The sequence below is a fragment of the Fusicatenibacter faecihominis genome, from assembly GCF_020686945.1.
Classification (GTDB): domain Bacteria; phylum Bacillota; class Clostridia; order Lachnospirales; family Lachnospiraceae; genus Limivivens; species Limivivens faecihominis.
Genome location: NZ_JAJEPR010000034.1, coordinates 1 through 16,699 on the forward strand (window position 1 = coordinate 1; position 16,699 = coordinate 16,699).

Genomic DNA, 16,699 nt, shown 5'->3' on the forward strand with positions numbered 1-16,699 from the left:
CGCCTCATTCCTCCGCCTTGCAGACTGAAAATTTATCCTGCGTTATTTAGCTGAAAGTCAATGATACAGTACACTAGGAATGTCTGCTTTGCTGACTTACAGAAAAAATAATTAATTCAATAAAGATAAGGAGAATTCCAAATGAGTAAGAAACCAACTGTATTAATGATTCTCGACGGTTACGGACTCAACGATAGAGTAGAAGGAAATGCCATAAAACAGGCAAATACTCCGGTCATGGACAAACTGATGGCTGAGTATCCTTATGTAAAAGGTCTGGCAAGCGGAATGGCTGTAGGTCTTCCGGAGGGCCAGATGGGAAACTCTGAGGTAGGTCATCTGAACATGGGTGCAGGCCGCATCGTGTACCAGGAGCTTACCCGTATCACCAAAGAAATCCAGGACGGCGATTTCTTCAAGAATGAAGCCCTTCTTCATGCAGTAAAGAACGCAAAAGAGAACGGAAGCGCTCTTCATCTGTTCGGTCTTCTTTCCGACGGCGGCGTACACAGCCACATCACCCATCTGTTTGGCCTTCTTGAGCTGGCAAAGAAAGAGGGTCTGGAGAAAGTTTATGTACACTGCTTCCTGGACGGCCGTGACACACCGCCCCAGTCCGGTAAAGGTTATGTACAGGAGCTCACTGACAAACTGGCAGAGCTTGGCGTCGGCAAGATCGCTACTGTTATGGGCCGTTACTATGCAATGGACCGTGATAATCGCTGGGATCGTGTGGAGCGCGCTTACAATGCTATCACCAAAGGCCTGGGCGTTTCCGCAGAGAGCGGCGTAGCAGCTGTACAGAATTCCTACAACAACGGAAAGAACGATGAGTTTGTAGAGCCGGCTGTTGTCATGGAGAACGGCAAACCGGTAGCAACCGTTCAGGACGGCGATTCCGTGATCTTCTTCAACTTCCGTCCGGACCGTGCAAGAGAGATCACCCGTGCATTCTGCTGTGATGATTTTGACGGCTTTGCAAGAGAGAAGAGAATTCAGACTACCTATGTCTGCTTCACCGATTATGACGAGACTATTCCGAACAAAGAGGTGGCTTTCCATAAAGTGGCAATCACCAATACCTTCGGCGAATTCCTGGCTGCTCATGGCCTGAAACAGGCAAGAATCGCTGAGACCGAGAAATATGCTCATGTTACCTTCTTCTTCAACGGCGGCGTTGAGGAGCCGAATGAGGGTGAGGATCGTATCCTCGTGAAATCCCCGAAGGTTGCTACCTACGACCTGAAGCCGGAGATGAGCGCACCGGAAGTCTGCGAGAAACTGGTTGGAGCCATCAAATCCCAGAAATACGATGTGATCATCATCAACTTTGCAAACCCGGATATGGTAGGTCATACCGGTGTGCAGAAGGCAGCCATCCAGGCCATCGAAGTCGTAGACGGCTGCGTAGGCAAGGCGGTAGACGCCATCAAAGAGGTGAACGGCCAGCTCTTCATCTGCGCTGACCACGGTAACGCAGAGCAGCTCATCGACTATGAGACCGGCGCACCCTTCACCGCTCATACCACCAACCCGGTTCCCTTCATCCTGGTAAACGCAGATCCCTCCTATACCTTAAGAGAGGGCGGCTGCCTGGCAGACATCGCACCGACCCTGATCGAACTCATGGGAATGGAGCAGCCCAAAGAAATGACCGGAAAATCCCTTCTGATCAAAAAATAATAGTTAAAATAGAAACAGGACTCTTGCAATTGCAGGAGTCCTATTGTATAATCTACTCAGAAGATGACCGGAAGCAAGTTCCGGTTGCCCTCGGTTGAAAATTAAGAGATAAGAGATTTAAGCATCTAACTTTAGGCGGTGGGATGCTTATTTCTTTTTGGAGGAAAAAAGATGGTTATTGGTATTGTAAGACAGGCGGTCCAATACAAGAAAAAATGCGGCACCGAGAGCCCTCTGATATCCGAAGGCGAATACTGCTGTGCCTGCGGCGAAGCACTCCGTATGCTCGGTGAGGACGCTCTTCTGGAGCAGGTAAAGCCCATGGCTACGGTGAAAGAAGTCAAAGCTCTGGTGCTTCCGGTTTTTGAAAAAGCTCTGGAACAGGCGCCGGAAAATCCCGAAGAAAAAAGACTCCTCCATCTTCTGATTCACAGCAGAGTGGTGGGAGAAATAACCGACGAAATCCGGGTATTATTTGATTCATGACAGGACACACTATCCGCAAGGAGGTGTGTCATTTTTATGCATCAGTATTCAGAGATCCTGGATGTATACGCAAGAGAAATCCTGGATTCCCGGGGAAATCCCACTGTGGAGGTGGAAGTCCTGACGGAGGACGGCACTGTGGGCCGGGCGTCCGTGCCGTCGGGAGCCAGCACCGGCCAGTATGAGGCGGTGGAGCTTCGGGACGGAGGAGAACGGTACGGAGGAAAAGGCGTGCAGAACGCCGTGGAACACGTCAACACGATCCTGGCAGACTGCATCATCGGCGAAAATATTTACCAGCAGGCAGAGATCGATCGGAAACTGATACGGGCGGACGGGAGCGAAAACAAAAGCCGCCTGGGAGCCAATGCAATTTTGGGTGTTTCCATGGCCGTGGCCCATGCGGCGGCAAAATCCCTCGAAATCCCCCTCTTTCGCTATCTCGGAGGCTCCCAGGCCCTGCGCCTTCCGGTACCGATGTTCAACGTCATCAACGGAGGCTGCCACACCCGGAGCGCCCTGGATTTTCAGGAATTTATGCTGATGCCCGTCCAGGCGGAAAGCTTCAGCGAAGGCTTACGGATGGCAGTGGAGATCTATCATCAGCTTCGGAAACTTCTTGATGAAGCAGGTCTTTCCGTGGCTGTGGGAGACGAGGGCGGTTTTGCACCGGATCTATCCGGGGCGGAGGAAGCCTTCGACTATCTGAACCGGGCTGTAAAAGCGGCGGGCTATGTGCCCGGCGAGGAAATCCGCTTTGCCATGGATGCAGCAGCCAGCGAGCTTTGGGACGAGACGCGCGGCGCCTATTATTTTCCGGGGGAAAGCCGGATGAAAGGCAAAGAGATCCTGCGGGATACCGAGGAAATGATCCGTTATTATCAGACGCTGTCGGAAGGATTCGCCCTCTGGTCCATTGAAGACGGCCTGGATGAAAATGACTGGGAAGGCTGGGGGCACTTAAGCGCCGCTCTCGGAAAAAATCTCCAGCTGGTGGGAGACGATCTCTTTGTCACCAACGCCAAGCGGCTGAAAAAGGGCATCCGTCTGGGAGCAGCCAACGCGGTTCTCGTGAAAGTCAACCAGATCGGCACCCTCACGGAAGCCTTTGAGACCATGGAACTTGCAGGAAAAAACGGTTACCGTTTCGTGGTTTCCCACCGCTCCGGAGAAACCGAAGATACCACCATCGCAGATATCGCCGTGGCCTCCGGAGCAGGCCAGATCAAGACCGGAGCACCCTGCCGCGGCGAACGGACGGCGAAGTACAATCGTCTTCTCCGGATCGAAGATTTCCTTGGAGGCATGGCAAAGTACGGGGTTGACAATCTATCCTTCCTATGCTAAACTGAACATGTTTGGTATAGGAGGTGTGACTCGTGGCAGTATTAAGAACTATTTTAACGGTTATCTTTGTTATTATCTGCATTGCTCTGACCGTTCTCGTATTGATGCAGGAAGGAAAATCTCAGGGACTGGGAAGTATCAGCGGTATGGCAGATACCTACTGGGGAAAGAATAAAGGACGTTCCATGGAAGGTGCGCTGGTTAAGATCACCACCGGACTGGCAGTTGGCTTTATGGTACTGGCTGTTGTCCTGAACCTGAATTTCTAAATCTAGGATGTGAAGCACTCTTGCAGTATTGCGAGGGTGCTTTTTTACCATATAGGGACAGGAGACCATAGATGGAAAAAGAACAGTTTGAACGACGGAAAAAAGTAATCAACGACCTGATGCATGACAAGACCTATGTGCCCATGAAGATCAAGGAGCTGGCCATGGTTCTGGGCGTGAGCCGGGAGAAAAGAGGCGAGCTGGAGGCGGTTCTCGATGAGCTGGTCAGCGAAGGAAAGATCGAAGTTTCCAAACGGGGCAAATATCAGATCGCCAAGAGCCATCTCCTCACAGGAAAATATACAGCTCATGTGAAAGGCTTCGGTTTTGTGGAAATCGAAGGTCAGGAAGAAGACATTTTTATCCCCGAAGAGAGCAGCGGCGGCGCTTTCGAGGGAGATACCGTACAGGTGGCAGTAACGCCGGGCCGTACGGGCAGAAGAAGAGAAGGAAAGATCGTCCGGGTGCTGGAGCGTGGCATTAACGAGCTCATCGGTACCTACCAGCAGTCGAAGAATTACGGCTTTGTGGTGCCGGACAATCTCAAATTTTCCCGGGATATTTTTATCCCCATTGAAAAATCAAAAGGAGCGGTAAACGGCCACAAGGTTCTGGTAAAGCTCGTAAGCTACGGCGATCAGAACCGGAATCCGGAGGGAGAAGTGGTGAAAATCATCGGCCACATCAACGATCCCGGCGTGGATATTCTCTCTGTGGTCTACGCTCACGACCTTCCCCAGGAGTTCCCCGAGCGGGTCTTAAACCAGGCGGAACGCATGAATGTGCCGGTTTCCGAGGCAGATACCTTCGGACGGACCGATCTTCGGGATCTTCTCATGGTAACGATCGACGGCGAGGATGCGAAAGATCTGGACGATGCCGTTTCCCTCACAAAGGATGAAAATGGCTGGCATCTGGGCGTTCATATCGCGGATGTGGCCAATTATGTCCAGGAAAACAGCGCGCTGGACCGGGAGGCCCTGAAACGGGGCACCAGCGTTTATCTGGCAGACCGGGTGATTCCCATGCTGCCCCATGCCCTCTCCAACGGGATCTGCTCTCTCAATGAAGGGCTGGACCGGCTGGCCTTGAGCTGTCTTATGGATATTGATGAAAAAGGCCAGGTGACAGGCCATCAGATCGTGGAGAGTGTGATCCGCACGAACCATCGCATGAGCTACACCCAGGTGAAAAAGATCCTGGCGGACGAGGACCAAGACCTTGCGGAGGCTTACGCAGATGTTGTTCCCATGCTGAAGGAGATGAACGTACTGGCAAAGCTTCTCCGGGAGCACAGAAGAAAACGGGGTTCCATTGACTTTGATTTCCCGGAGGCGAAGATCCATCTGGACGAAAACGGTCATCCCACAGAGATCCTTCCCTATGACCGGAACGACGCCACGAAGCTCATCGAAGATTTTATGCTCATTGCGAACGAGACCGTGGCGGAGGATTTTTACTGGCAGGAGATTCCCTTCCTCTACCGGGTGCATGAGACGCCGGACCCGGAGAAAATCCAGAGTCTCCAGCGCTTCATCCAGAATTTCGGCTACTACATCAAAGGCGACCGGGAGGAGATTCATCCCAAAGAACTCCAGAAGCTTCTGGCAAAAATCGCCGATTCCCCCGAGGAGGATCTGATCAGCCGCCTGACTCTCCGCAGTATGAAACGGGCCAAATACAGCCCTGACTGTACGGGCCACTTCGGCCTGGCGTCCCGTTATTACTGCCATTTCACCTCTCCCATCCGCCGCTATCCGGATCTTCAGATCCACCGGATTATCAAGGAGACCCTCCGGGGCCGTATGGGAGAGGAGCGGAGAAATCATTACGAGGAGATTCTTCCCACAGTGGCAGAGAAGACCAGTGAGGCCGAGCGCCGGGCGGACGAATCCGAACGGGAGACACTGAAGCTCAAGAAAGCCGAGTATATGGAAGACCATATCGGTGAAGAATTTGACGGTGTGATCTCCGGCATCACCAACTGGGGTATCTATGTGGAGCTTCCCAACACCGTGGAAGGCCTGATCCATGTATCCCGTCTCTACGACGACCGCTATTATTATAAGGAAGATACGATGGAAATGTATGGTGTGGACACAGGAAGAGTCTTCAAACTGGGCCAGCCCCTCCGGGTGCGGGTGGCCGATGCCAGCAAGGAAGAGCGGACCGTTGATTTTGAACTTGCGTATGAAGAGTAAAGGGAGAGAAAAATGGGAAAGACAAGTATAAAACTCATCGCGAACAACAAAAAAGCCTATCATGACTTCTTTATTGAAGATACCTTTGAGGCCGGCATTTCCCTTCACGGTACGGAGGTAAAATCCCTTCGTATGGGAAAATGCAGCATCAAGGAAGCCTTCGTCCGGATTGAAAACGGCGAAGTCTTCGTTTACGGCATGCATATCAGCCCCTATGAGAAAGGAAACATCTTCAACAAAGACCCGCTGCGCGTGAAAAAACTTCTCATGCACCGCTATGAGATCAACAAACTGATGGGAAAAATCAAAGAAAAAGGCCTCACCCTGGTGCCGCTGAAAGTCTATTTCAAAGGCAGCCTGGTGAAAGTGGAGATCGGCCTCGCCCGTGGTAAAAAGCTCTACGACAAGCGGGAAGACATCGCCAAGAAGGACCAGAGAAGAGAGGCGGAGAAAGAATTTAAGATCCGCAACCTTCGTTAATCGATCAGGAGGAATGCATATGCGTCTTGATAAAGCACAGGACTTATTAAAACGGCACAGCTGTGAGTTCTCCTACACGGAGGAAGACGGCCTGGGAAGCATCGATCTCATCTACCGGGGCGTCAGCTACTACATCTGGGAATTCGCCGATGGAGAAGAAAAAGGTGTGGAGACCAACTTAAGAAGCGGCGGCCGCAGCGAAGACCTGACAGGAGAGGATTACGAAGAAAAACTCCTGGAGCTTCTAAAATGGAGATTGGCCTCCTGATTCCATAAGCAAGGGGGCTCGAACTCCTTACTTCCGAAACAGGAATGCAAAGAAATAATTGATAATCCACAGAAAAAACTTGACAGGGATTAAAATATCGTATATACTATATGCATGTTTGCGAACCAGCATAGATCAGAGAGATCACAACCCGGGGTTGTACTGGTTTCGACGGGGATTTTGAAGTTGGGGAAGCCATCCGCGGGCCGGGACCGCGCAGTAAACCGGAACTTAAAATTAAACGCAAACGATAATTACGCGTTAGCAGCGTAATGCTGCTCGTCGGCCTCGGGCTGCTCACCACCTGAGTCACCGGCGTCAAATCGGTGAGGCACTTTTTTCCCAAAGCTTTGCGGGATAAAAAGAACCTATGAAGCTACTAAAGTCAGCAGCCTGTCATTTGGCGTCTGATGGAGGGAATGTCAAAGAAATGACTGTGATGGGAGATGCCGCAATGGAGAGGTTTTCGGACAGGGGTTCGATTCCCCTCAGCTCCATAAAGCAGAGCAAAGAAAGGCCGCAGTACAGAAAACAGATTTTTCGTACTGCGGCCTTTGCTATATCTTGCTTTACAGTGCTTTGGGCAGTAATCCCTGACCTTGCAGGACAACCACAATGGTTTCAGCTGTATCCTGCAGCTTTCGGATATCCGTCCGGATTCCACGCTCCATCAGTTTCATGTCAAGAGCCAGATCATCTACTTTTTTGCGGGTGATATCACATTTCATATTTATGGCATCCAGTCTCTCGCTGATATCACACTGAGCAATTTTCATCTCATCCTGTGTGGCTTTCATCTCATTTTGAGCCGTTTTCAACTCTTTTACCTCATTGAGCAGCTGCTCGAGTAATTCACGTTCTGTCATTCAAAAACCTCCTTTGTGCGGATTTCCATGTTTCTATGTGTTCATTCTACCATGGTACGCAGAGGCTGTCCAGTAAAATATGAAATAAAAATTTGCAAAAGCAGACAAAAACAAAATCCCATGGAAAGTTCTATAGATTTGTGATAGCATAAAGCAGATGCCTTTTTAAGTATGGCACCAGGACAAATGAAAAAGTAAGGAGAGACCCAAGATGACCAAAATACAATGGATCCTATTACTCGTATTTCTGCTGGCCGCCGGAGCGGCTGCCGTTATCACTATTTTACTCCGCAGAAAAAGACAGCAGAACACAGAAAAACCGGAGACAATGGATAATCTTACCGACTTTCACTGCCACATTCTTCCCGGAGTGGACGACGGCTCCGAAGATATGGATATGACGCTTCAGATGCTGGATCTGTCTTATGCCCAGGGCGTGCGGCGAATCATTGCCACTCCCCATTATCACAGGGGCCATGTGGAAAATGAGCCGGAGAAGCTTCGCGAAGTCCTGAAAAAAGTGCAGGAGAAAGCAGCGAAAAAATATCCGGATCTGGAAATCCGCCTTGGAAATGAAGTGTTCTACAGTGACGGCGTCATTGAACTTCTGCGCCAGGGAAAGATCCTGCCCATGGGAGACGGGGAGAACAGCCGTTACCTTCTGGTGGAATGTTCACCGGATGACAGCTTCAGCCGGCTTCAGGATGCAGTAAGTCAGGTGACCCGTATGGGCTACCGTCCCGTGATCGCCCATGTAGAACGGTACCAGTGCATGTACAGGCAGAAAGACCGTTTCGAAGAACTGCAGAGGCAGGGGGCTCTCTTCCAGGTCAATTATAACCAGGTCAGAGAGAACCGCTGGCTCTTTCAACATGATTTTGTGGATCTGCTCGCCACGGACTGCCATAATACAGAGGAGAGAGCGCCGAAGATTGAGGAAAATCTGAAAGCCCTCTTTGCATTCTGCAGTCGGGAGCAGATCGAAAAGATTCTTAAAACCAATCCGGACCGGATCTGGTTCAGCGGAAAAACTTCTCTTTGATGAGATCCAGAGGCATATCTTTCCCGGTCCAGATACGGAAAGCCTCCGCTCCCTGATAGAGCAGCATATAAAGGCCGTTGAAATGCGGACAGCCCGCTTCCTCGGCCATCTGAAGCAGCCGCGTCTTCCGGGGGTTGTAGATGATATCCGATACGATGAGATCCTTGTGAAGGAAAGAAGCATCCGGAAGAATACAGCCCTCCTCATGAGGAGCCATCCCCAGGTTCGTACCGTTGGTCAGGATCTGGCTGTCGGCGAGCTCCCGGCGGAGAACATCCTCGTCCTCATAGGAAAAAAGCTGGATTTTGCGGCCGGTCCGCTCCCGGAGAGCAGAAACGATCTTTAAGGTATGTTCGCGCTTCGGATCACGGGTAAAAAGAGAAATCTCCCGGACACCGTCCAGGGCAGCCTGCACCAGAATGGCGGTAGCTGCGCCGCCAGCACCGAAAAGCGTCATTTTTTTGCCGATGATATCAAAACCGGCGTCTTCACAGGCCTTCATATAACCGATACCGTCGGTGGTGTAGCCTGTGAGGACGCCGTTCTCGTTCAAAACGGTATTCACAGACCCGGAGATCTCGGCAGCAGGACTTAACCGGTCACAGAGGGCGGCCATCAGATTCTTGTCCGGCATTGTCAGGTTAAATCCCCGGACATTCATTTCTTTTAAGGCTTCGACCACGGAAGCCAGTCTGTTTTCTCCTACATCGAAGGCCAGATAGGCATAATCCAGGTCATGATACTGAAAAGCCGCGTTGTGCATGGCCGGAGAAATACTGTGCACCACAGGACTGCCCAGCAGGCAGATGAGGCGGGTAGAACCGGAAATATTCATAGAAAAAACTCCCTTCAGATTGTTTACAGACACTTTAACACAGGAAAACGGGAAAGTAAAGACAGAAGATTTGTGGACAGAAAAAACGACTTCTGTCGAAAATTGAAAACGGAACTTGATTACCTATAGGGGGGGTGTTATAATATTTTCATATACTAAGTAGGGGGCTTATGAGTTACTAAAAATGAAAGGAAAGTTACAAATGTCTAAGAAAGAGGAAAGAGAGCGGAAAGCTAAAATACAGCATTGGAAGGTTATCGCTTTTTATTTGGTGGTCTATGATATCATTGCGGTCAATTTTTCTTATTTCCTGGGATTGTGGCTGCGGTTTGATCTGCAGTATTCCAATATTCCGCGGGAATATCTAAGTGCATTTTTGAAATTTGCGCCTGTTTATACCGTTGCGGTAGTCATTGTCTTTTATATCCTGCGTTTATACAACAGTCTGTGGCGGTTTGCCAGCTTTAATGAGCTGAATCGTATTTTTGCGGCCAGTGTGATTACGACAGTGATTCAGATCGTGGGTATTACCGCACTTTTCGTACGGATGCCGTTTTCCTATTATGTAGTGGGAGCGGCTACTCAGTTTGCCCTGATTACAGTTGTTCGCTTTGCTTACCGCTTTATCAATATGGAGAGAGCGCGGAGAGAGCAGAGTGCAAGGTCCAGACACAATGTCATGGTGATCGGTGCCGGAGCAGCTGGTCAGACGATTCTTCGAGAGCTTCAGAACTCAAAAGAGATTTCCGGAAAGGCTTGCTGTGTGATCGACGACAACCCGAACAAGTGGAACCGCTATATGGATGGTGTGCCGGTAGTTGGCGGCAGAGATTCCATTATGGAGATGGCAAAAAAATATAAAATTGACGAAATCTTTTTTGCGATTCCCACAGCATCTATCGAAGATAAGCGGGACATCCTGAATATCTGTAAGGAAACCGGCTGCGATATGAAGAGCCTTCCGGGACTCTATCAGCTGGCAAACGGAGACGTTTCTCTAAGTAAGCTGAAACCGGTAGCTGTGGAGGATCTCTTGGGCAGAGATCCGATCAAAGTAAACATGGATGAGATCTTCAGCCAGTTAAAAGGAAAAGTCATCATGGTGACAGGAGGAGGCGGCTCCATCGGCAGCGAGCTCTGCCGACAGATCGCAGCTCACGATCCCAAAGAGCTGGTTATCTTTGATGTATATGAGAACAATGCCTACGATATTCAGCAGGAGCTGAAAAAGAAATATCCGAACCTGAAGCTGGATGTGATCATCGGTTCCGTACGGGATTCCCGGAAAATCTTCAAGGTGTTTGAAACCTATCATCCAGAGATCGTTTATCATGCAGCTGCTCACAAGCATGTGCCGCTGATGGAGGACAGCCCCTGCGAGGCTATTAAGAACAATGCCATCGGTACCTACAAGACCGCGTACGCAGCTATCTCCCATGGCTGCAAGAAGTTCGTTTTCATCAGTACGGACAAGGCGGTCAATCCCACCAACATCATGGGAGCTTCCAAACGTCTCTGTGAGATGGAAATCCAGGCTTTCGACCATAAGGTGAAAGAAGGAAAAGCCTGGGAGATCCCGCAGATCTTTACCCACTGGATGGACGAAGTAGTGAAAAAACCCGAGGTAGAAGAAACATTGAAAAATGCGAAGACAGAGTTCGTAGCAGTTCGTTTTGGAAATGTACTGGGAAGCAACGGCTCCGTGATTCCTCTTTTTAAAAAGCAGATTGAGGCAGGCGGCCCGGTAACTGTCACCCATCCGGATATCATCCGTTACTTCATGACGATTCCGGAGGCAGTCAGTCTGGTTCTCCAGGCCGGAACCTATGCCCATGGCGGCGAGATCTTCGTACTGGATATGGGACAGCCGGTGAAGATCGACACTCTGGCCAGAAACCTGATTCGTCTCTCCGGCCATACGCCTGACGGAGATATCAAGATCGAATACACCGGTCTCCGACCGGGTGAGAAGCTCTATGAGGAGAAGCTGATGGCAGAGGAAGGCCTGAAGAAGACCGAGAATGAACTGATCCACATCGGCTGCCCGATTCCCTTTGATATCGAAGAGTTCTTAAAAGAGCTGGATGCCCTGATGGAGGCGGCTTATAAGAATGATGATAAGATCCGGGAGAGAGTGGAGCAGATTGTGACGACATATCATCCAGCATAAAAAGCGAATTTTAAAGAAAAGTAGTAATCATATAAAATATAGAGGTGAAAGTATCATGGCTAGTGCAGATAAAATAGTTGAAATGAACAAAAGAAATATTCCGTTTAGTCCTCCTGATATTTCTGAATTAGAAATTGCGGAAGTGGCAGAAGCCCTTCGTTCCGGGTGGATTACAACAGGACCACGGACGAAAGAGTTGGAAAGAAGATTGGCGGAGTATTGTCATACAAGTAAAGTGGTTTGTTTGAATTCTGCAACAGCAGCGGAAGAACTAAATTTTCGGATTTGTGGTATTGGAGAAGGCGATGAGGTTATTGTCCCGGCATATACATATACAGCCACGGCAAGTGCAGCAATTCATTGCGGCGCTAAAGTCATTTTTGTAGATAGTCAGAAAGATAACTGCGAGATGGATTATGACAAAGTTGCCGAAGCTATTACTGAGAAAACAAAGGCAGTAGTTGCAGTTGACCTTGGCGGTATTATTTGTGATTATGATAAGTTATATGCTGTTGTTGAAAACAAGAAAGCATTGTTTAGGGCTAAAGAAGGAGATAGTCTGGGTGCAAGAATTCAGCAGACGAAAGGCAGAGTGCTTGTCTTTGCTGATTGCGCTCATGCACTTGGAGCTTCTCGTCATGGAAAAATGGCTGGTGAGATTGCAGATTTTACAGATTTTTCGTTTCATGCTGTAAAAAACTTTACCACAGCAGAAGGAGGAGCAAGTACTTGGAGAGATATAGAAGGCATTGATAACGACGAGATTTATCATCAGTATCAATTATATTCTCTTCATGGCCAGAGTAAAGATGCACTCGCAAAAACACAGATTGGTGCATGGGAATATGATGTGATCGGACCATGGTACAAATGTAACATGACAGATATTATGGCAGCCATTGGACTTCGCCAGTTAGACCGCTATCCGGGAATGCTTGAGCGAAGGAAAGAAATCGTTGCAAAATATGACGCAATGTGCGATGGACTTGGCATAAATCATTTAGTTCACAGTGGAGAAAACTTTAACTCATCCCATCATCTGTACCTGACACGTATTCCGGGAATCAGTGATGAAACAAGAAGAGAGATCATCATCAAACTTGCTGAACGTGGTGTAAATACAAACGTTCACTACAAACCACTTCCGATGATGACAGCATACAAAGAAATGGGATGGGATATTAAAGACTTCCCGAATGCATATGCATATTATGAAAATCTGATTACATTGCCGCTTCATACAAAGCTGAGTGATGAAGATGTAGAGTATGTGGTGGAGAACTTTAGAGAAGTGGTTGAGAAATATATTTAATAGAAGGAGAATTATTAATGCTCAAAAAATGGGAAACTCTGCCTGACTTTATGAAGAATGATGCAGTTAGAGCATATTATGATTCATTGCAAAAGAAAAAAATCAGCATGTTTTTAAAACGAGCAATGGATTTTGTTGGTGGAGTGATTCTATTAATTATATTAGCAATTCCAATGGCGATTATAGCAGTAATGATTAAGTTGGATTCAAAGGGACCAGTGTTTTATAGACAGGAAAGGGTTACAACATATGGCAAGCATTTTAAAATCCATAAATTCAGGACAATGGTCAGTGATGCCGACAAAATTGGCTCTGCTGTAACTGTTGGGAATGACAGTCGTATAACAAAAGTCGGAGCGAAACTTAGAGGATGTCGTCTCGATGAGCTTCCGCAGGTTTTTGATCTGATCTCTGGAAATATGAGTTTTGTTGGAACCAGACCAGAAGCTGTAAAGTACGTTAAAAAGTATAAAGCCGAATATATGGCAACATTGCTTCTTCCGGCTGGGATCACCAGTGAAGCGAGTATTCGATATAAGGATGAGGCGGAGTTATTAGATGCAGCAGATGATGTGGATCGAGTTTATGTGGATGAAGTACTTCCAGGAAAGATGAAGTATAACCTTCAAAGTATTAAGGAATTTTCTTTTTTAGGAGAAATAGCTACGATGTTTAGAACTGTATTTGCGGTACTTGGAAAGGATTATGAGTAAGGAGAAGGGCGAGAATGGTTACTATAAGAGAAGTAAAGCCAGAAGAAAAAAAGTTAATAGATGAAATAGTGACAATACATTTAAATACTTTTACTGGATTCTTCCTTACATTCATGGGTCGTGGTTTTTTAAGACAGATGTATCAGTCATATTGTGATCATGATGAATCTGGATTATTAGTAGCTGAAGAAGATGGAAATGCTTTAGGATTCTTAGCTTTCTCATCTAACTTTAGTGGTTTATATAAGTTTATGATTAAAACTCGTTTGATTCAGTTTGGTTGGTATAGTATTGGCGCTTTTTTTAGAAGACCTTCAGCTTTTATGCATATTATTAGTGCTTTCTTAAAGCCTGGAGAGGCTAAACGTGAAGAAAAGTATGTAGAACTTTCTTCAATTGGTGTTGATCCTAATGTGAAATCAAAGGGTATTGGTTCTAAGTTAATTGATGCTTTAAAGGATAAAGTTGATTTTAAGAAGTATGCCTATATTAATTTAGAAACTGATGCAGTTGATAATGAAGGTGCGATTCATTTTTATGAGAAGAATGGATTTGTGAGAGAAAGAATGTTTGAGACTGATGAAGGACGAAAGATGTACGAGTATAAATTTGTAGGAGAAAAGAAATGAATATACTTTTTCTAGATGCTTATTACGAACCAGAAACAATTGCATACACTCACTTGGAAAGAGATTTGATTGAAGGATTAATCTCAGACGGACATAAAATTGATATTATTTGTCCGATTCCAACGCGTGGAATTGATAAGAAAACAAGAGAGAAGTATAAAAATAAAAAACTAGAAAAGAAATACAACGGTTTTGTTACAGTGAAACGTTTTATGGCACCACAAGAGGGAAAAAATCCGTTAGGAAGAGCATTTAGATATTTTTGGTGTAATTTTAGAACATATCAAATTGCAGTAAAGAATAAAGATATTGATATTGTTTTTTCAAACAGTACGCCACCAACACAAGGAGCATTAAGTGCCTTGGTAGCTCGAAAATTAAGCAAGAAGACCGGGAAAAAAGTTCCATTCTTGTATAACCTTCAGGATATATTTCCAGATTCTCTTGTAAATTCTAATTTAACTCATAAGGACAGTATCCTGTGGAAAATAGGAAGGAAACTTGAGGGTTTCACATATCGTAACGCTGATAAAATTATAGTCATTAGTAAATCCTTCAAAAAGAATTTATTAGCTAAGGGTGTATCAGAGAAAAAAGTAGAAATTATATCTAACTGGATCGATTTAGAATCTGTTCATCCTGTAGAGAGAAAAGATAATAAATTGATTGATGAGTTTAATTTAGATCCAAGTAAATTCTTAGTTGTCTACGCAGGAAATTTTGGTGCATCTCAGGGAGCAGATATTATCTTAAAAGTAGCAGATCAATTGAAAGAATATGATGATATCCAGTTCTTGATTTTGGGTGGAGGTGCGGAATTCGATAAAGCTAAGAAAACTGTAGCTGATAATCAAATGTCAAATGTCATTATACATGGTTTATTACCAAGCAATAGGATATCAGAAGTATATTCACTTGGAAATATAGCGTTAATTACATGTAAAAAAGGTGTGGGCAAAGCCGGTATGCCTAGTAAAACTTGGAGTATAATGGCGTGTAATACACCTATAGTAGCGTCTTTTGATACAGGAAGTGAATTGGATGATATATTATCCTCTGCAAATGCAGGGATATGCATAGAGCCAGAGAATCCGGAAAAATTGAAAGATAGCATATTGGATTATAAAGAAAAGAGTTGCTCTAATAGGAGTAATGCTAGAAACTATGTTTTTGAACATGTTTCAAAAAAGGTATGTGTAAATAAATACCTTGATATGTTTAAAGTGTGTACAAAAAATTAGAATTATAACGCTTTCTATTTTATTTCTAACACCTGTTTTTGAATTGGAAATATTTGATTGGATTTTTTAGAAAGGAAATAAAAATATGTCTAATATTAGTATTGATAAAAAAGTAATACTAGTTTCACCTTTGCCGCCGCCTGTGGGGGGGATTGCGTCGTGGACAGAAAGCTATATAAAGTATGCTGAAAAAAACGATATAAAATGTCATCTCATAAATTCAGCAGTTGTTGGCGAAAGAGTTCAAACAGGTAAAATATCATACAAGGATGAAATTAAAAGAACAAAAAAACTTCATGATGAATTAAAACGTTGGAGCAAACAAGAAAAAGACACAGTTATTCACTATAATGCGTCTTGTTTTACGAAGGGGCTTATAAGAGATTTATTTGTATTAGCTGGAATCAAGGCTCCTATTGTATATCAGTGTCATTGTAATTTAGACACTAATATAAATAATCGTTTAGCTAAATTAATGTTTAGTTTGGTGTGCAAAATGGTTGCAGTGGTTTGTGTTTTAAATACAGCATCAGTAAAAACAGCAAAATTATATCATAATAATGTGTTTTATGTTCCGAACTTTATAGACAAACCTACTCTTGAGAATAAATATATAAGCGAGCATATAGAAAATGTTTGTTTCGTAGGAAGAGTTGAAAAGCGTAAAGGTATTCAAGAATTATTAAATGCCGCAAAAGTTCTACCGGAAATTCATTTTAATATTATAGGACCAATCGAGGATAAAAATTTTAAAAATATCTATATTCCGAATGTCAAATTTTGGGGAAGTGTAGATAATAAAGAAATTTTTGGTGTTTTAAAGGAAATGGATGTGTATATTTTGCCAAGTTATTCGGAAGGCTTTCCTTTAGGTGTATTAGAGGCAATGAGTTGTGGAGTGCCTGTAATAGCATCAGATGTGGGAGCAATAAAAGATATGCTAGGTGAGAAAGGTGGATTGATTATTAAGCCTAAATCTTCAGATGATATTATTAGCTCATTAAATAAAATGAAATCTAAAGAAATTAGAAAACAAATGAGTGATTTTAATATAAATAGAGTTAAAGAGTTTTATACAATAGATGCTGTGATGAAACAATTTTTGAATATATATTCATCATATGTATGAGAAAGAGTTTTTCAGAGAATGTTTAATG

Annotated in this window: 16 protein-coding genes and 1 other RNA gene; 15 read left to right on the top strand and 2 right to left on the bottom strand. The window is 45.4% G+C overall.

Going from position 1 to position 16,699, the window contains the following annotated elements:
• Window positions 1–141 precede the first annotated feature (141 nt).
• From gpmI to ssrA, 8 genes are all read left to right on the top strand, one after another.
• Entirely contained in the window at window positions 142–1,683 is a 1,542-nt protein-coding gene (gene gpmI, locus LKD71_RS14410; RefSeq protein ID WP_227615979.1) for a 2,3-bisphosphoglycerate-independent phosphoglycerate mutase, read from the top strand.
• Between the two features lie 171 nt (window positions 1,684–1,854).
• Window positions 1,855–2,169, top strand: coding sequence for a DUF3837 family protein (locus LKD71_RS14415; RefSeq protein WP_227615980.1), 315 nt, complete (start codon window positions 1,855–1,857; stop codon window positions 2,167–2,169).
• A gap of 36 nt (window positions 2,170–2,205) precedes the next feature.
• Window positions 2,206–3,516, top strand: a complete 1,311-nt coding sequence (gene eno / locus LKD71_RS14420) for a phosphopyruvate hydratase (RefSeq protein WP_227615981.1) — start codon at window positions 2,206–2,208, stop codon at window positions 3,514–3,516.
• A 32-nt stretch (window positions 3,517–3,548) separates the two neighbouring features.
• Window positions 3,549–3,785, top strand: a complete 237-nt coding sequence (secG, locus tag LKD71_RS14425; protein ID WP_117767507.1) for a preprotein translocase subunit SecG — start codon at window positions 3,549–3,551, stop codon at window positions 3,783–3,785.
• Between the two features lie 71 nt (window positions 3,786–3,856).
• Window positions 3,857–5,986 (top strand): ribonuclease R, encoded by a 2,130-nt coding sequence (gene rnr, locus LKD71_RS14430; protein ID WP_227615982.1) that lies wholly within the window; start codon window positions 3,857–3,859, stop codon window positions 5,984–5,986.
• A 12-nt stretch (window positions 5,987–5,998) separates the two neighbouring features.
• On the top strand, window positions 5,999–6,466 hold the full coding sequence (smpB, locus tag LKD71_RS14435; protein WP_227615983.1) for an SsrA-binding protein SmpB: 468 nt from the start codon (window positions 5,999–6,001) through the stop codon (window positions 6,464–6,466).
• 19 nt (window positions 6,467–6,485) lie between these two features.
• Complete coding sequence (locus tag LKD71_RS14440; protein ID WP_178046943.1) at window positions 6,486–6,734, top strand: kinase; 249 nt, start codon at window positions 6,486–6,488, stop codon at window positions 6,732–6,734.
• 153 nt (window positions 6,735–6,887) lie between these two features.
• Window positions 6,888–7,234, top strand: a transfer-messenger RNA (tmRNA) gene (gene ssrA, locus LKD71_RS14445).
• Between the two features lie 69 nt (window positions 7,235–7,303).
• On the opposite strand, the gene LKD71_RS14450 is transcribed toward ssrA, so the two are convergent.
• A complete protein-coding gene (locus LKD71_RS14450) occupies window positions 7,304–7,600 on the bottom strand; it encodes a hypothetical protein (RefSeq protein WP_227615984.1) in 297 nt (98 codons plus the stop codon).
• A 211-nt stretch (window positions 7,601–7,811) separates the two neighbouring features.
• Between LKD71_RS14450 and LKD71_RS14455 the strand changes: the two genes are divergently transcribed.
• Window positions 7,812–8,642, top strand: a complete 831-nt coding sequence (locus LKD71_RS14455; RefSeq protein ID WP_227615985.1) for a CpsB/CapC family capsule biosynthesis tyrosine phosphatase — start codon at window positions 7,812–7,814, stop codon at window positions 8,640–8,642.
• Here LKD71_RS14455 and LKD71_RS14460 read toward each other — a convergent pair.
• Entirely contained in the window at window positions 8,620–9,477 is an 858-nt protein-coding gene (locus LKD71_RS14460; protein WP_227615986.1) for a quinate/shikimate dehydrogenase, read from the bottom strand. The two genes, LKD71_RS14455 and LKD71_RS14460, sit on opposite strands and share 23 nt — an antisense overlap.
• Window positions 9,478–9,679: 202 nt before the next feature.
• Between LKD71_RS14460 and LKD71_RS14465 the strand changes: the two genes are divergently transcribed.
• The 6 genes from LKD71_RS14465 (at window position 9,680) to LKD71_RS14490 (ending at window position 16,671) form a co-directional block, all read left to right on the top strand.
• On the top strand, window positions 9,680–11,647 hold the full coding sequence (locus tag LKD71_RS14465) for a nucleoside-diphosphate sugar epimerase/dehydratase (protein ID WP_227615987.1): 1,968 nt from the start codon (window positions 9,680–9,682) through the stop codon (window positions 11,645–11,647).
• Between the two features lie 82 nt (window positions 11,648–11,729).
• A complete protein-coding gene (locus LKD71_RS14470) occupies window positions 11,730–12,959 on the top strand; it encodes a DegT/DnrJ/EryC1/StrS family aminotransferase (protein ID WP_431835014.1) in 1,230 nt (409 codons plus the stop codon).
• Window positions 12,960–12,976: 17 nt separating this feature from the next.
• Window positions 12,977–13,672: a sugar transferase gene (locus LKD71_RS14475; RefSeq protein ID WP_227615989.1), complete on the top strand. Its 696-nt coding sequence runs from the start codon at window positions 12,977–12,979 to the stop codon at window positions 13,670–13,672.
• A 14-nt stretch (window positions 13,673–13,686) separates the two neighbouring features.
• Window positions 13,687–14,301, top strand: coding sequence for a GNAT family N-acetyltransferase (locus tag LKD71_RS14480; protein WP_227615990.1), 615 nt, complete (start codon window positions 13,687–13,689; stop codon window positions 14,299–14,301).
• Window positions 14,298–15,542: a glycosyltransferase family 4 protein gene (locus LKD71_RS14485; RefSeq protein ID WP_227615991.1), complete on the top strand. Its 1,245-nt coding sequence runs from the start codon at window positions 14,298–14,300 to the stop codon at window positions 15,540–15,542. The genes LKD71_RS14480 and LKD71_RS14485 overlap by 4 nt, the downstream gene beginning before the upstream one ends.
• Before the next feature lie 85 nt (window positions 15,543–15,627).
• Complete coding sequence (locus tag LKD71_RS14490) at window positions 15,628–16,671, top strand: glycosyltransferase family 4 protein (RefSeq protein ID WP_227615992.1); 1,044 nt, start codon at window positions 15,628–15,630, stop codon at window positions 16,669–16,671.
• Window positions 16,672–16,699 lie beyond the last annotated feature (28 nt).

Coding starts and splice junctions, on each gene's coding strand:
- gpmI (WP_227615979.1), top strand. CDS start 142: ATGAGTAAGAAACCAACTGTATTAATGATTCTCGACGGTTACGGACTC.
- LKD71_RS14415 (WP_227615980.1), top strand. CDS start 1,855: ATGGTTATTGGTATTGTAAGACAGGCGGTCCAATACAAGAAAAAATGC.
- eno (WP_227615981.1), top strand. CDS start 2,206: ATGCATCAGTATTCAGAGATCCTGGATGTATACGCAAGAGAAATCCTG.
- rnr (WP_227615982.1), top strand. CDS start 3,857: ATGGAAAAAGAACAGTTTGAACGACGGAAAAAAGTAATCAACGACCTG.
- smpB (WP_227615983.1), top strand. CDS start 5,999: ATGGGAAAGACAAGTATAAAACTCATCGCGAACAACAAAAAAGCCTAT.
- LKD71_RS14440 (WP_178046943.1), top strand. CDS start 6,486: ATGCGTCTTGATAAAGCACAGGACTTATTAAAACGGCACAGCTGTGAG.
- LKD71_RS14450 (WP_227615984.1), bottom strand. CDS start 7,600: ATGACAGAACGTGAATTACTCGAGCAGCTGCTCAATGAGGTAAAAGAG.
- LKD71_RS14455 (WP_227615985.1), top strand. CDS start 7,812: ATGACCAAAATACAATGGATCCTATTACTCGTATTTCTGCTGGCCGCC.
- LKD71_RS14460 (WP_227615986.1), bottom strand. CDS start 9,477: ATGAATATTTCCGGTTCTACCCGCCTCATCTGCCTGCTGGGCAGTCCT.
- LKD71_RS14465 (WP_227615987.1), top strand. CDS start 9,680: ATGTCTAAGAAAGAGGAAAGAGAGCGGAAAGCTAAAATACAGCATTGG.
- LKD71_RS14470 (WP_431835014.1), top strand. CDS start 11,730: ATGAACAAAAGAAATATTCCGTTTAGTCCTCCTGATATTTCTGAATTA.
- LKD71_RS14475 (WP_227615989.1), top strand. CDS start 12,977: ATGCTCAAAAAATGGGAAACTCTGCCTGACTTTATGAAGAATGATGCA.
- LKD71_RS14480 (WP_227615990.1), top strand. CDS start 13,687: ATGGTTACTATAAGAGAAGTAAAGCCAGAAGAAAAAAAGTTAATAGAT.
- LKD71_RS14485 (WP_227615991.1), top strand. CDS start 14,298: ATGAATATACTTTTTCTAGATGCTTATTACGAACCAGAAACAATTGCA.
- LKD71_RS14490 (WP_227615992.1), top strand. CDS start 15,628: ATGTCTAATATTAGTATTGATAAAAAAGTAATACTAGTTTCACCTTTG.